Raw genomic sequence first — 15002 nt, 5'->3', positions numbered from 1 at the left:
ACTGCCCACGATGACGAGCAGGACGTCTGGATGAGCATGTTTAAGCTTTGGGATGAGCTGCAGCAGATGATGGACCCCTTTAAGCGGAATCAATCGCCCTACATATAAGATGACTTTGCGATGACTCCAGCCCTGCATCTGCTTCCCCGCAATGTATCGCCGCTCCCCCTCTTCATCCCATCTCGTCTTAAACCGGTCCCCATCTACGCCAAGCGGGTTAATAACGACCTTTGACGCACAATCCGGCGCTCGCTGTACGACCTGCTGATACAGGTAGCGGCTGTTCACAAAGATCCTCTCTGCGGTCCGAAACGCCTGCCTCAGCTTCCGAGCAGGAATATGCTGTCTGCTCATAAAGGTGGTTGAATGCAGATTCAGCCAAATCGTCTTTTCAGGCATCGCCTGCTTGATCGTCAAGACAAAGCGCGGCCGATTCTCCACCTGAATAAGATCAGGATCGAACTGGCGCAGCTTAGAGATAACACCCAAAATGTATCGGCTCCCTCCCGGGCCCCGAACCCGCTCGCATGGCACCCCACGTACCATCCCGTAGTACTCCTGCCCCGGCCAAAGCCTCGCATATATACGCGCTTCGATGCGGTCGCTGGCTAAGCCAACGACGTATTCAACGACCCGCTCTACTGAACTGCTTGCTCCTGATGGAATGGGAAACGTTCCTGGCGTGATCACTGCCACACGGGGAAGCCGCATGCACTTCACCTCATCATCACAAAATTAGACATTTCGTCTTCATCACTCGTCCATACACATTCAAGCGGACATACATAGGATGCAGTACATGCCGCTTGCTTAGGCGCCTTGGGCGCCCTTAGACGAAGAGGAGGAACGAACATGTCCGATAGCCGCATCGGCGTTATGTTTAATACAAATATGCTAAAGGGGCTCGCCCGCGGCAGAACTCGCCACGAAGCGATCGCATTCTACGAGGATGCCGCACGCCGACACGGCGTTACCCCTGTATTCTTTCGCATTGAGGATGTTCATCTTCCATCCATGCGAGTACTTGCTTATGTTCGTCAGCATCACCGCTATGTAAAGCAGAGTATGCCGATTCCTGATGTCATCCATAATCGAGCTATTTTTTTCCGTACGCGTTCACTTAAGAAAGTCGAGTCGCTCGTTCACCGCGGCATTCAGATCTTCAATCAAGTCAATCGCTATGGCAAAATGACCATTCATGATCTCATCAGCAAGGATGCTGCCCTGCTTCCTCATCTGCCTGAAACGCTCCTTGCAACCAAAAGCGCTGTTACTTCCATGATGTCTAGACATTCATCCTTGATTCTAAAGCCGGATAACAGCAGCATCGGCAAAGGCCTCATGAAGCTCGATTGGACAGAGAACGGCTGGAAGGCTTGCTATGCAGTCGTCAGCCGCAAATACGGCAAACGCTGGCGCACCCAGCATTTTCATGAACACACGCTTCCGCCTATTGTGATAAAACGAATCACCGGCACGCGTTATCTTGTTCAAGAGACACTTCCGCTGGCTACTTATGAAGGCCGCCCTTTCGATCTTCGCGTATCCGTACAGCGGGATCATACCGGGCAGTGGCAGGTAGCCGGCATCGTGGGGAAAGTCGCCCCTCAGCACACGTTTGTCACCAATGTCGCTCAAGGCGGCACCGTCTATACGTTTGAGCAGATTGCAGCCGCAGCATGCCCTCATCTGTCCTATAGACAAATGAAGCAGCATATAGAGGAGGTATCCCTTCGCATTGCTCAAACGCTTTCCGACACGCTGCCGCATATGGCTGATCTCGGACTTGATATGGGGATTTCTAAAGAAGGCCTCCCCCTCTTTATAGAATGCAACGGGCGCGATCAACGTTACAGCTTCCGCGAAGCCCATCTGATCGATACTTGGAGAATGACCTATGAGAATCCAATGTCATATGGCATTCATTTGCTGAATAGCAAGCATCCCGTGGGCTGATTCGTTGATCACCCATTCGTACCCAAAGGCAGTTATTAAAGGCGTTATTGAAAAAAAGAGCACTCTGTGTCAATATAGACCAATGGACTCGTCTTCGACATCCATAAATTCACAGAACGCTCTCGTGTTCTCGTTTAAGGTGATCAACAATTATGATGAAACGACTGCTGCGTCTGCTTACGGAGCTGTCTTCGCGCAAGTGGGTATCCCGATTGACTGGGAGATTCGCTAATTCGCGCATGAGCAGAAAGCTGATTCCTACCTTTGCAAAGTCCTACGGCATTCGCATTGAGGAGGCGGAGAAGCACATCTCCGAGTACATGAGCCTGAATGACTTCTTTACGCGGCGCTTGAAGCCTGGTGCTAGAACGATCGCGGATGGAGTTGATCTGCTAGTCAGCCCAGTGGATGCACTGATTACTGGCATGGGGCCTATTGAAGAAGGCTTGCTGCTGAATGTAAAAGGACAGGATTACACGCTTAAGGAATTGCTTCATCAGTCCCCTCACTTGCAAAAGTACAAACGCGGGTATTATTGGGTTCTCTACTTGAGCCCGACAGACTATCATCGGATCCATTCTCCTGTATCAGGCCAGACCGTTGAAAGCGAGCATGTTCCAGGAAAGGTTTATCCGGTGAATGATTTTGGCCTTAAGCATATGCCTCGCGTATTAAGCCGCAATGAACGTTTAATTACGTATATTCGCCATGCTTATGGAGAGGTTTCTGTCGTGAAGGTAGGAGCGCTCAATGTAAGCAGCATTCGTTACGTGGATGATAAAGTAATGCCACAGTATGAGCGGGGCGAGGAGCTTGCTTACTTTGAATTCGGCTCCACGGTCGTGCTATTGACGGAAAATCACACCTTCGATCCGCGCAAAGAGCTTCACGTAGGTGATAAGGTGAAGATGGGAGAACCGCTTGGCCTTCTTCATTGCAAGCCTGCTCCTGAGTCTAAAGCCTAGCATATATACGAACAAAAGGGATGGACCCCATCACGATGGGATTCATCCCTTTCTTATTCTCCAACATACACACTTCGTGTAAGCAATCTGGATTAAAGGATTATATGACCAGCGATTTGCGATCATAGAATTCGCAACCATATATCATCATCTTGCCCCTATGATCATGGACGTTTATCTCAGCATGGCGTAAACCTGCTCGACATCCTTGTCTCCTCTGCCTGAAATATTGATGATCAAGACATCGTCCTTGCTTAGCTGCGGAGCAAGCTTAAGCGTGTATGCCACTGCATGAGAGCTCTCTAGCGCTGGAATGATGCCTTCAGTCTTCGTCAGCACTTGAAAGGCCTCCAGTACCTCTTCTTTGGTAACCGCTACATATTCCGCACGTCCGTTTTCCTTCATGGCGCTGTGCTCAGGCCCTACTCCCGGATAGTCAAGACCAGCCGCAATGGAATAGGTTGGCGCTGGATTGCCTTCCTCATCAAGCAATACATAGCATTTAAAGCCTTGGATGACACCAGGAACACCATACTTCATCGTGGCAGCCTCTTCCGGTTCAACTCCGATTAGTCGAACCGAAGGTTCATCAATATAATGCGCAAACGCACCAATAGCATTGCTGCCGCCGCCAATACAAGCAATGACAGCAGTTGGAAGCTTGCCTTCTAATGCGACAATCTGACGCTTCGACTCCTCACTGATAATGGCCTGAAAATGATGGACCATCTCTGGATACGGATAAGGTCCAACCGCTGATCCTAGCAGATAGAACGTGTTCTGATAATTCTGAACGAGATCGCCAAGGGCTTCGTCCACTGCATCTTTCAGACGACCTTGTCCTTTTGATACCGAGACTACTTTTGCCCCAAGAAGCTCCATTCGGAATACATTAAGCGCCTGACGCTCGATATCCTTTTCACCCATATATACGATGCACTCCATATCAAACATGGAGCACACTGTCGCCGTTGCGACCCCATGCTGCCCAGCACCTGTCTCCGCAATAATGCGGTGGGCTCCCATTCGCTTTGCTAGCAGAATTTGCCCTAGCACATTATTGATTTTGTGCGAGCCTGTATGGTTCAAGTCCTCGCGCTTCAAGTAAATTTTCGCGCCGCCAAGCTTGTCCGTCAAATGCCCGGCATATGTCAGTGGATTCGGGCGTCCAACAAACTCACGCAAATAATAGCGGAATTCCTCATTAAAATCAGGGTCGTTCTTGTAGTGATGGAATGCGTTAGCTAGTCGATCCATCACACCTTGAAGTTCAGGAGGAATAAAGCTTCCTCCAAATTGTCCAAACATCCCAGCTTCAATTCCAGTTGTCATGTTACAGCACTCCTTTTGGCAGGATTACCCATTGTAACACACATTTTATTACACTACAGGATTAAAATCTATCTTTTTATCATAGAGAACCTTAACCCTTAGATAACTTTTCGAACGAGCAATAACAAGCTGGGCCTAAGCATCTATTCGATTTGAAAAAACGTTCCTTTTTGATAGGTTTCTTCCTTAATTTCCGGGTCCTCTGGATTCAGCGTATTTAGGAACTGCTCAAACAGGGATTGGACGCGTGCATCATCCTTCATCTTTCGCATCGCTTCAACATAATCTTCTTCACTCTCATAAAGATGAATTTCAGTTAGCTGCGAAGGATGCTCGTGACTTCGTCGGATCAGCATCGTGTAATTAACAAATTGCTTATACAGAAGGTCAGACTCATTAATAATATCTAGACACTTCTCAATCTGATCATGCTGAACATGATATCGATACACTTTCACATACATAGGGGTCTAATGCCTCCAAACTCTAGTTAATCATATATATTTCTTGGAGACCCTCTTACATATAATCGTTCACGGGCAACGTTTCCCGGGAAATATTATTTCAGCATCTTCCGAAAGCCTCGCACATCCTCTGTATATCCCAGATTCTCATAGAAACGATGGGCTGCAGTCCGATGTCCGCTGGACACTAGAATCATATATCCGCATCGATGCTCATTTGCGATCCGCTCAAGCTCATTCATAAGAAGCTGTCCTACGCCTTTACGATGATGATGCTTTGAAACGATCACATTTTCAATCACCATAAACGGCCTGCCGTCTCCGATCAAATCTCGACAAATAACGCCCATAACCGAGCCTGCCAAATCATCGTTATCTTTAGCGCCTAGTAAAAAATAATGCGGGTCCTGATCCATAATCATAAACTGTCCCTCTAATTGAGTGAGATCGGTAGGCTCCTCTATTAATTCTTCATATAGTACCTTAAGCTTCAGCAAATCCTCCTGCTTGATACGGCTGATATGAATCGTATTCATCGCAAACCTCTTTTCTATTCTTGTTGTGGGTAATATTCCGTATTTCTATATGTATCAAATAAACCAAGGTCCTATTCGAAAAATGGCGCAGGGTAAATAAGCTCGCCTTTGATTTTCCCAAGCTCTCCTGGTGCAAGCTCGTAGACCATAAAGACCTCCTCAGGAACCTCATACTGCTTAAGGTCAATGCCGAACTGGCGAGCAGGCTTGAAGCCGTAACGAGGATAATACGTGGGGTGACCGATCAATAATACGAGATCGTACCCAAGTGCGCGGCTGCGCTCTAGACCTTCCTTAATCAGCGCTGCTCCAATGCCTTGTTTCTGCATATCGGTATGCACCGCTACAGGAGCCAAGGCAAGTACTTCATGCGCTTCAGCACCATTCATGATCTTTGCTTTACTGATTAGCACGTGGCCAACGATATCTTGATCGCGTTCTGCTACAATGCTAAGTGAAGGAATAAAGCCTTCCGATCGCCGAATCCGTTCGACGAGCCGTGCTTCATCTTCTCGTTGTTCGAAGGCATCCACAAGAAGAGCATGCACCTTATCATGATCTTCAAGCTTCTCTGTTCGAATTATCGCTGTATCCATTGTATACTGATCCTCATTTCAATCATAACTTATAGTTAGTTCATCGACATTCTAGAGCATCGCAACCGCAACGTCAATTCACGGACCCTCATTCACTTATCTTGGTTTCGTCCCTTTTTCTATAGCGTAAGCAATACTGCGTTCCACAAAGTTCAACACTTCGTCTGTTACTGGATATAGTCCTGATTCCTCTGAAGGAAGCTTCCTCACTTCCCAACACTTCTCCATCAATTTCTCGTCTCCATTAACGGAAGACGCTGCTTCATAAAACCGCGGTAGTCTAGAACTTTATTTTCTTATCCCGTGGCTGCCGCGGTTTTATAGTTGGGCTAGTCTAGTCCTATTTTCCCAACATTTTAATTTGTGTACTCCTGACCTCTAGAGTTTCTTGTTCCTTGGCATAACGGTATAGACTTCCTTGCTAGTCTATGAATAACCATCCCTGCTTCGCCATATATCGATGAAATACCTCAGCCTCTGTCTCTACATTCGACACCCTTACATAATAGATGTCTTGGAAGTACCCCTTCGTAACATCTGGGCCAGGTAAGCAAAGCCGCCATATTGGCGAAGTAATAAGAATTAACACCATTAATATAATTGTTAAACTCAAAATGATTATCCTGTCTATTTGAATTCGTGCACCCATCGATCCGCCGCCTCCCTTTATACTCTCATTCCCCTACCTCTACGGTCACACCAATGGAGAGCACTTGTGAGACTCTCCTCTCTTGGTCCAAGAAGGAATGAATGGTATCCTGCATTTTTTTCGCTTCTATCTTCAATCCGTATCGCTCTAAAGTGTCGTATGTTAGCTGTAAGTAGGGTTCATGAACTGCTCTTTGGAACTGATAATCCCTAACAAAAGATAAGACCGTCTCTAACGGACTATTGGTGAGAAACGTCTCGAGGAACTGCAAGTCATCATATTCTATATCTTACTCATACCAAGGATGCCGTATATATTCTGTTTGCGATTGACTACTGATCAAAGGCATGATGCCATGCCTATATTGTATTTGAAGCAAGCTCGACTGTTCACGCTGCTCTCCAGATAAGGAACCTCAAGAATGAGTGTCTGTTCCCACAATATTACTTCTTGCAATAATGACGGCATCTCGTAAGTATGGCTACGATCAGTCATGAATCACGAACACTCCCTCCGAATGTTTACCCATCCATTTTGAAATAGCTCTAATAATATGTCAAATTCTGTAAATCCCATATTGTAAGATGATAGATTTTGATTCAAGTAGATTTTCATACAAGCATAGGTCAACGACTCGCCATGCTTGTTTTTTGGTTGATTGAGCATGCTCTGATACAATAAAAGCATCACTTTGTCTTACATCATTCGCAGGAGGGAACCTCATGTTAGAAAGACAGCGACCGAACGAAAAGACAAGCTTTCAAGAAATTCACGCTTATGAGCCTGCTATCGATCTTCAGACAGATATGGTCATGGTCTATGGGATCGATGATACCATGGAAGCTAGGATCAAAGGATGGAAAGAGGAAGGCTACACCGTCGGCTTAATGACCGGAACGGCGTGGGGAGAATACCAGCCTTATCTGAACGGCCATGTGGATGGCATAGAGCACTGGGAAGAAGCTCAGACAAGAGCGAATGGAACCCGCCTTATACACGAGACCGATGACGTTCCTTATATGGTCCCTACGGTTTCGTTCTCCGAGTATATCACCAAGCGCTTAATGGCTGCGGTTGACGCAGGCGTTGAAGCCTTCTTCATGGAGGAGCCTGAATTTTGGGTCGAAGGCGGATATTCGGAAGCCTTCAAACGAGAATGGGAACTGTTCTATCAGGAGCCTTGGATGCCGCCGCATCAATCACCTGATGCCCAGTATCGTGCCTCCAAGCTGAAGGCGCATCTCTACGCGCAAGCCTTGGATCGAATCAGCACCGCTGTGAAATCATACGCCAAACATGTTCGCAGGAAGCAAATTCGCTTCTTCATTCCGACGCACAGCCTTATAAACTACTGCCAGTGGCGAATTGTAAGCCCGGAGTCGAAGCTCATGGAACTGGATGGCATCGATGGCTATATCGCACAGGTCTGGACGGGCACGTCCCGTGTGCCTAATGTTTATCAGGGCAAGCGCAAGGAGCGTACTTTTGAAACGGCTTATTTGGAATACGGCATCATGCAGGAGCTTGTTCGAGGCAGCGACCGCAGAATGTGGTTTTTACATGACCCGATCGAGGATCATCCTGGCCATACTTGGGAGGATTACGAGTCCAATTATAAAAAGACCGTCGTAGCTTCCCTGCTTCATCCTCATATCAATCATTACGAGGTCACGCCGTGGCCGCATCGGATATACAAAGGCGCCTATGCGAAGGAAGGCTGTACAGATAAACAGCCCCTGCCTGAAGCATATGGAACGATACTGCTAAGTACGATACATATGCTTCAGCAGATGCCTCTCGGCGGCATTGTTGGCACGCCGGAACAGGTGCTGTCTGCTCCGCATGTTCATAATGGAGCAAAGAAGCAACTCGCCCAGCAGCCAAGCCATTCCGGCAAGCCGCACCAGCATGTTGGAACTGGTCGCGCTTCGTATTCATCTCGCCCCGAGATCGGCGTGCTCGTTGCCGATTCCGCGATGTATCAGCGGCTCGACCTCTCGCTCGATTGGGAGAATGTCGACGAGGAGACGCGCTTTGCCTCGGAAATGGAGCATATCACGTGGGATGGCTTCTTCGGGCTTGCGATGCCGCTCCTCAAGCAGGGATATCCTGTACGCCCTGTCCAGCTGGACAATGTGCGGCGCATTCCGCATTACTTGACATCCTATCAAGTGCTGCTGCTTAGCTACGAATATATGAAGCCGGAAACGATGGACCTGCATTATGGCTTGGCACAATGGGTACAGAGCGGAGGCATTCTTCTATACATAGGTGATGGCTGCGACCCCTATCATTCTGTTAGAGAATGGTGGAATAAAGGAGAGTCTCCATATGAAAGTCCTGCTCATCATTTATTTGAGACGCTAGGCCTTGATCTTAAGGCACTCTCTGAAGCGAATAAGAGTACGCTCCACTCCGTTGGCAAAGGCGGCGTTATCTGTCTTCATGAATCGCCAGCCGCCTTTACCCGTTCAGCCGAGGACGCTGCACGGCTCGTTCGCCATGTGGCAGAGGGATGGACTTGGAAGCACGGATCAGGCGAAGGGCTTGAGCCGAGCCATGCTTTGGTGGCGAAGCGCGGACCGTACCTAATCGCAGCCGTCCTTGAGGAAAGCGTAAGCGAAGAGCCGCTCGTTCTTCAGGGCCGCTTCGTCAACCTGTTCGACGGCAATCTGTCCGCTGTAACGGAATGGACCGTTGCTCCGGGGGAGCAGGCTTTGCTGTATGACCTGAACGAAGTCAATCCTCATGAAGCAAGTGAGCCTGTACTAGTTGCGGCGGCAGGCCGAGTGACAAAGATGTCGCCTACAAGCGAGGGAGATGCAAAAAACATCGAAATGGGCGGCCTTCACTATCAAGTCCGTGGACCTGAAGGCGTTCGTGCCGTGCTCCGCTTCTCTGCAGCGGCGCCTCCAGCTAAAGTCATCGTTAGACGTGATCAGGATGAGCTCCCATGCACTTGTGACTGGGATGCTTCATCGTCAACTTTCGCTGTGGCCTTCATGCATCCTGCGAATGGCGCAGAGCTTCAGCTTATCTATAAGTGACGACCATCTCTATGGGATAAAAAGGCGGCATGTCCACTACTAATGGACATGCCGCCTTGCATATTCACCCCACATCGTTCCAGTTCCATATGAACCATGAAGGCTTGAGCCCTTTAGTCCAAACCAATCAAACAGGAACAAACAAGTGTGATCCCTATTCCGTGTAATTCCATAAATGTAGCATAGGTTCAACTCATATTGACCATGCCGTAGTTGACAATGACAATGACGGCTCCTGCTGCGAATAGCAGAATCGGCACAGCCATTTTCGATATCGGATCTCGGATACGTGCATGCGTGATAACCGCGCCAAGCATCATGAAGACTAGAATCAACGCACCGATTATCGCAAGCAGCGGGTACCAAAGACCAACGATTAATAGAATGCCGCACAGCCCTTCGATGGAACCGGTTATCCCTTTGAACCAGATCGGCAAACCAAACCGCTTATACTCGGACACCATTGTATTCGTAAGAAGCTTCGTAGCGCCAAAGCCGATAAATCCTGCTCCAAGCAGAACTTGAAGAATGCCCGTTAGCCACAGCACAGCTACAGCCCCTTTCCGTGTACAACCAACTATCGGATCTCAGAAGGACTGCGACCCGTATACTGCTTGAATTGTCTGCTGAAAAAGAAAATATCCCGGTAGCCAAGCGCATCCGCTACCTCAGTCACATTCATCCCGGCATGATGCAGCAGATGCTCCGCGCGTTCAATGCGCGAGCGAATAATATAGGACTGCACCGACACACCGATCATCTCCTTAAACTTTACCGAGAAGTACCTCGGCGACAGCTGAGCCCGCTTAGCTAGATCCTCGATACGATGCGCAATCCCTGGATTCTGGTGAATATAATTTGCTATCTCATAGATGGAGACGGAAAGCTGCTGACTCGTGCTTCGTTCTCCTGGCTCCTCTTGATCAGCGCGAAGGAGCGAGATCATCAGCTGCTTTAGAACAAGCTGAAGCTCTGTCTCGTAGCCATAAGGCTTAGTCAAATATAAACGCACAAACCGCGACAGCAAATGTTCAAAATCAACCGTTTCACGGATCACGCGGTAAGGCTCTGGAACATGCTCGACAGGCTCTTCCACATCAAAGTGAATATAGGTCAGCGTCAGCGGCTTCTGAGGGTTATGCGTTGCACTGGTGTGGTCTCCTGGCCGAAACAAAAAGCAGCTGCCCTTGCTGACAGGGTAAGCAACATCGTTCAGCACGACCTCCCCTTCCCCGCTCCAGACATAGAACAGGTCGTAATTGGCCATAGGCTTCTCCCGCTTTTGCCATTTCCAATTCGGCTCGCACGTAATTTTTGCAATAAACGGCTTCCATACATAAGCATCTGGCGAAGCTTTTAACACGAGTTGGCCTCCTTTATATCCGTATTCATCTCAAGCTCTATAAGCACAGCATGAATTGGATCCTTTATCCTTCTATGTGCATGCTGTTATGGATAGCAAGATGTTTCGTCCCTTACCGCTCTATGATCTTCAAAATGAGCTGCGGCCATCCGAAGCCGATCACAACCGAGCTTCCACTGTTCCTCATCCAGGCGTGCAATTCCAAACAAGACGCTTGGACGGCTTACAGGGGGAGGATGCCCATATTCGCTGCCAAGGTCATATCCCTTCCCTTCCTTCCAGCATACCCCATAGCTTAATGCACGCTCTCGATAGGATTCATAAGAAGCAATCGAGCCTGTCCATGTCGCATACAAATGCAGCCCAATATGATCGGTGTCCCATTCCAGCAACGAGCCGACAGCCTCCGCTAATTGCCGACTGTATAAAGCTGCTCTCTGTTTGATCAGCCGACTCACTCTCCGCAAGTGGCGCTCATAGGAGCCGCTTAATATAAACAAAGCAAGTGCTCGCTGTTCAATGGAGACAATCTCATATCGTTGATATACCCGAAGCATGGCATCCATAATCGGAATAAGGCGACTGGGCAGCACCATATACCCTAATCGCAGCTTGGGATGAATCGTGCGGGAGAAGGAACCCACATATAGGACTCGTTCTGATCGATCCATGGACTGAAGAAGCTCATAGCGCTTACCGCCGAGCCCAAAGTCACTATCGAAATCATCCTCGATTATGAATGCATCGTTCTGCTCCGCCCAACGCAGCACCTGACTGCGCTGCTCCCACTCCATCGTTGCACCCGTAGGAAACTGCCGGTTCGGCGTTAGGATCATCAATCGTGCACGGCTTCTTTCTAATTGCTCCTGAAGGGAACTGCCGTCCTGCACTTGGCAATACTCAGGAATTCCGCCTGCTGCCTCTACGATATGGCGTATTCCTGGGTAGCCTGGCGTTTCGATTAAAACATGGTCACCCGTACGAACTAGCGCTTGAACAAGCAGCAGGATGGCTTCTTGAGAGCCTCTCGTTACCCGAATATGCGAGCGCTTCGTCTGAATACCGCGATGGCGTATAAGATGAAGCTCTATGGCTTCTTCCAATGAAGCAGCGCGGTTGTTGCTGTGGTCATTATCGCTTTGCTGCCAATCGAACTCGCGAACGGCTTCACGCAAGCAGCGCTGCCATGTATGTACAGATACCTCTAGTCCTGTATAAGCATGAGGTGAAAGATCCAATAGATCACAACTGCTTGGGCTTAAGCTACTAGCTGCTGCCTCTTGTTCAGCCAGTTGTCGAATCCGATCTCCGAATGGGGATAGCTTCGGTATTGGCTCTGTTTGTTCCCCCACTGGCTCTGCTTCGAATGAATAAGCTACCGTTGTGTAGCCGCCTTGCTGTGCTTGAGCAAGACCCTCTGCCCGCAGGCGATCATAGGCCGTGATTACGGTTCCTCTTGATAAGGCAAGCTCTCGAGCAGCTTCACGCGTCGATGGGAGCGTATCGCCTTGTTTAAGCTTTCCTTCTATAATTTTCTGCCGCAGGCATCGGTAGAGGGATTCCTCCTTGCCGTACCCTTGGGCAAGCCATGTATGATAGCCGCTTAGACCATTCATCGTTCTACCGCCTTTATTACCGCGTTCACGTTCCGCTTGACTGGTACAATCATAATACTGCATTTTGGATCTTTTTGCATAACCAATTGCGAATTACACTGATACCAATCTTTTTCGAATAAAGGAGCAAACCGTAATGAGAAGAGCTGAATTCCAAATCGATAATCAAGAACAAATGCATACCTTTCTAAAGGAACAGCGCTTCGGTGTATTAGGTACGATCGGACAGGATGGCTTTCCAAGACTCACTCCTATTTTGTTCGTATATATTCCCGAGCAGGAAGCCTTTTATTTTCACAGCAGCAGAAAGGGAGAAAAGGTTCGACAGCTTGAAGCCTGCAGCCATGCAGCCTTTAGCGTATCGGAGATACATGCAATGATTCCTTCTTCGTTTTTGGATCCCGTTTACGCTTGTCCTGCAACAACTTATTTTCGTTCTGTACATGCGAGAGGACAGATGGAGATCGTATCCGATTCCAATGAAAAGACGATGTTCTTTACCGCCTTCATGGAAAAGCTTCAACCAGAGGGAGGCTACGCACCATTTGACTGGACGATGAAAGGATATGCGAAGCAGGAGGCCGCTATTATCGTATACAAGCTTAAGATCCACGAGCTGACCGCCAAGTTCAAATTTGGTCAAAATCTAAATGATAAACAGCGCAATCTCGTTACCCAAGGACTGCTCGAAAGACAGGCACCGGGCGATATTGAAACAATACAATGGATGGAAGAGCTGGATCCGAAGCGGTGTCCTTTTCATCAGCAGGATCAAGAATAAAATTGTACAAATCAGGAATACATCTGTCATTCTAACGAAGACAAATTCATCAGATTTTCGACCAATGCCTGCCAAATAGCGATGACGAACCTGCACGGAATGGGCTATAATAGGGGCAACGCTTTGAAGATGACCTCTTACCGAGGTATTTCGAAGAGAGTGACCGCATTCAAGGTACGTTTATTCGCCGTTAGAAAGGAATTATACTTCCTTATCGCTCCGATATTGGACCCTTTCTATATGGTAAGAAAGATATTGGAAGGATGTTAGAGATGAACTCACTCGCTCACCAATTAAACGAAACGATTCGTCAAGAGAATGAACAAGTGTATGCTATGCTGTCACGTCTAGGCCGAGACATTTATTTTCCGAAGGAAGGCATATTAAGCCAGTCCGCTGAAGCCTCTAGCAAAGCAAAGAAATTCAATGCAACGATTGGAATTGCCACAGAAGGTGGCGCTCCAATGCACTTATCCGTCATTCAAGATTCATTATCCGCTTTTGATCCTAAGGACATTTACCCTTATGCGCCGCCTGCCGGCAAGCCTGAGCTTCGCAAGCTGTGGCAGGAGAAGATGCTGAAGGAGAATCCGTCATTAGAAGGCAAAGCCATCAGCAATCCAATTGTAACCAATGCACTGACTCACGGGCTTAGCATTGTTGCAGACCTCTTTGCTGAGGCAGGTGACCCTGTCATCATGCCGGATAAGAATTGGGAGAACTACGAGCTGACCTTTAATATCCGCCGTGGAGCTGAAATGGTCTACTATCCACTCTACAATGAAGATTGGAAATTCAATAGCGAAGGACTGCGTCAAGCGCTTCTCGAGCAGCAGCCAAAAGGCAAAGCGATTGTCGTGCTGAACTTCCCAAACAACCCTACAGGCTATACGCCAGGACGCGAAGAGTGCAGTGAGATTGTTCAAGTTCTCACAGAGGCTGCAGAAGCAGGCATGAAGATCGTAGCGGTTACGGATGATGCATACTTCGGCTTATTCTTCGAGGATTCCATCCATGAGTCGTTGTTTGGCTCCCTGGCTTCCATCCATCCGAATATTTTGGCTGTCAAAGTCGACGGCGCGACGAAGGAAGAATATGTTTGGGGCTTCCGTGTAGGATTCATTACGTATTCCTCCCCTTCCAAGGCGTTGTTAGCCGCTCTAGAGCAGAAGACGATAGGCATTATACGCGCTACCATCTCAAGCGGTCCGCATCCATCTCAGACCTTCGTCGTACATGCGCTGAAATCTCCTGAATTTGAGCAGCAAAAGCAGGAGAAATTCACGATCATGAAAGGCCGTGCGAACAAGGTGAAGTCCTTGCTCGACAGCGGCAAATACGGAGACGTATGGAGCTACTATCCCTTCAATTCTGGCTACTTTATGTGCTTGAAGCTGAATGATGTGCATGCCGAAACGCTTCGCACCCATTTGCTTGAGCAGTACGGAATTGGTACGATTGCGCTTGGAGAAACAGATCTTCGAGTCGCCTTCTCCTGTATTGCGGAAGAGGATCTAGAGGAATTGTTCGATACAATCTACAAAGGGGTATTGGACCTTAAAGCTTAATCCTGTAGGAAATCTTCGATGTTAAACACCTTCAAGAGCAACGACGACAACCATGACTATAGAGTATTTTTTGCGCCAATACGGATGATGAGTTCGTATCTACGAGAATTCACTTTTTGTATAGCAAAC

At 48.2% G+C, this 15002-nt stretch carries 13 protein-coding genes and 1 pseudogene; 5 read left to right on the top strand and 9 right to left on the bottom strand.

The window, feature by feature from the left end:
• The coding region (locus I2H74_RS19080; RefSeq protein ID WP_195575828.1) for a glycosyltransferase family 4 protein at positions 1–711 on the bottom strand (711 nt) is incomplete at its 3' end.
• A gap of 141 nt (positions 712–852) precedes the next feature.
• Between I2H74_RS19080 and I2H74_RS19075 the strand changes: the two genes are divergently transcribed.
• Entirely contained in the window at positions 853–1956 is a 1104-nt protein-coding gene (locus I2H74_RS19075; RefSeq protein WP_195575827.1) for a YheC/YheD family protein, read from the top strand.
• Positions 1957–2108: 152 nt separating this feature from the next.
• Positions 2109–2921 carry an archaetidylserine decarboxylase gene (asd, locus tag I2H74_RS19070; protein ID WP_195575826.1) on the top strand — a complete coding sequence of 271 codons (813 nt, stop codon included), beginning with the start codon at positions 2109–2111 and terminating at the stop codon, positions 2919–2921.
• Positions 2922–3095: 174 nt separating this feature from the next.
• On the opposite strand, the gene trpB is transcribed toward asd, so the two are convergent.
• The 5 genes and pseudogenes from trpB to I2H74_RS19045 form a co-directional block, all read right to left on the bottom strand.
• Positions 3096–4253 (bottom strand): tryptophan synthase subunit beta, encoded by a 1158-nt coding sequence (gene trpB / locus I2H74_RS19065; protein WP_195575825.1) that lies wholly within the window; start codon positions 4251–4253, stop codon positions 3096–3098.
• A gap of 143 nt (positions 4254–4396) precedes the next feature.
• The gene (locus I2H74_RS19060) at positions 4397–4717 is read right to left on the bottom strand and encodes a hypothetical protein (RefSeq protein ID WP_195575824.1); all 321 of its coding nucleotides are present in this window, start codon (positions 4715–4717) and stop codon (positions 4397–4399) included.
• 95 nt (positions 4718–4812) lie between these two features.
• Positions 4813–5253 carry a GNAT family N-acetyltransferase gene (locus I2H74_RS19055; RefSeq protein WP_195575823.1) on the bottom strand — a complete coding sequence of 147 codons (441 nt, stop codon included), beginning with the start codon at positions 5251–5253 and terminating at the stop codon, positions 4813–4815.
• Positions 5254–5324: 71 nt separating this feature from the next.
• Positions 5325–5849, bottom strand: coding sequence for a GNAT family N-acetyltransferase (locus tag I2H74_RS19050; protein WP_195575822.1), 525 nt, complete (start codon positions 5847–5849; stop codon positions 5325–5327).
• Between the two features lie 96 nt (positions 5850–5945).
• Positions 5946–6092 (bottom strand): annotated as a pseudogene (locus tag I2H74_RS19045) (MerR family transcriptional regulator); the annotation flags it as partial.
• A gap of 1128 nt (positions 6093–7220) precedes the next feature.
• Between I2H74_RS19045 and I2H74_RS19040 the strand changes: the two are divergent.
• The gene (locus I2H74_RS19040) at positions 7221–9545 is read left to right on the top strand and encodes a hypothetical protein (protein ID WP_195575821.1); all 2325 of its coding nucleotides are present in this window, start codon (positions 7221–7223) and stop codon (positions 9543–9545) included.
• A 188-nt stretch (positions 9546–9733) separates the two neighbouring features.
• Here I2H74_RS19040 and I2H74_RS19035 read toward each other — a convergent pair whose 3' ends face one another.
• From I2H74_RS19035 to I2H74_RS19025, 3 genes are all read right to left on the bottom strand, one after another.
• A complete protein-coding gene (locus tag I2H74_RS19035) occupies positions 9734–10093 on the bottom strand; it encodes a DoxX family protein (protein WP_195575820.1) in 360 nt (119 codons plus the stop codon).
• Between the two features lie 29 nt (positions 10094–10122).
• Entirely contained in the window at positions 10123–10908 is a 786-nt protein-coding gene (locus I2H74_RS19030; RefSeq protein WP_195575819.1) for an AraC family transcriptional regulator, read from the bottom strand.
• Positions 10909–10994: 86 nt separating this feature from the next.
• Positions 10995–12524 carry a PLP-dependent aminotransferase family protein gene (locus tag I2H74_RS19025; protein ID WP_195575818.1) on the bottom strand — a complete coding sequence of 510 codons (1530 nt, stop codon included), beginning with the start codon at positions 12522–12524 and terminating at the stop codon, positions 10995–10997.
• A gap of 136 nt (positions 12525–12660) precedes the next feature.
• On the opposite strand from I2H74_RS19025, the gene I2H74_RS19020 reads away from it, so the two are divergent.
• Together I2H74_RS19020 and I2H74_RS19015 are read left to right on the top strand one after the other, a co-directional pair.
• The gene (locus I2H74_RS19020) at positions 12661–13305 is read left to right on the top strand and encodes a pyridoxamine 5'-phosphate oxidase family protein (RefSeq protein WP_195575817.1); all 645 of its coding nucleotides are present in this window, start codon (positions 12661–12663) and stop codon (positions 13303–13305) included.
• Between the two features lie 272 nt (positions 13306–13577).
• Entirely contained in the window at positions 13578–14873 is a 1296-nt protein-coding gene (locus I2H74_RS19015; protein ID WP_195575841.1) for an aminotransferase class I/II-fold pyridoxal phosphate-dependent enzyme, read from the top strand.
• Positions 14874–15002 lie beyond the last annotated feature (129 nt).

It is taken from the genome of Paenibacillus sp. 1001270B_150601_E10, from assembly GCF_015558675.1.
GTDB lineage: Bacteria > Bacillota > Bacilli > Paenibacillales > Paenibacillaceae > Paenibacillus_B.
This window is presented reverse-complemented; position numbering and strand designations above follow the sequence as displayed.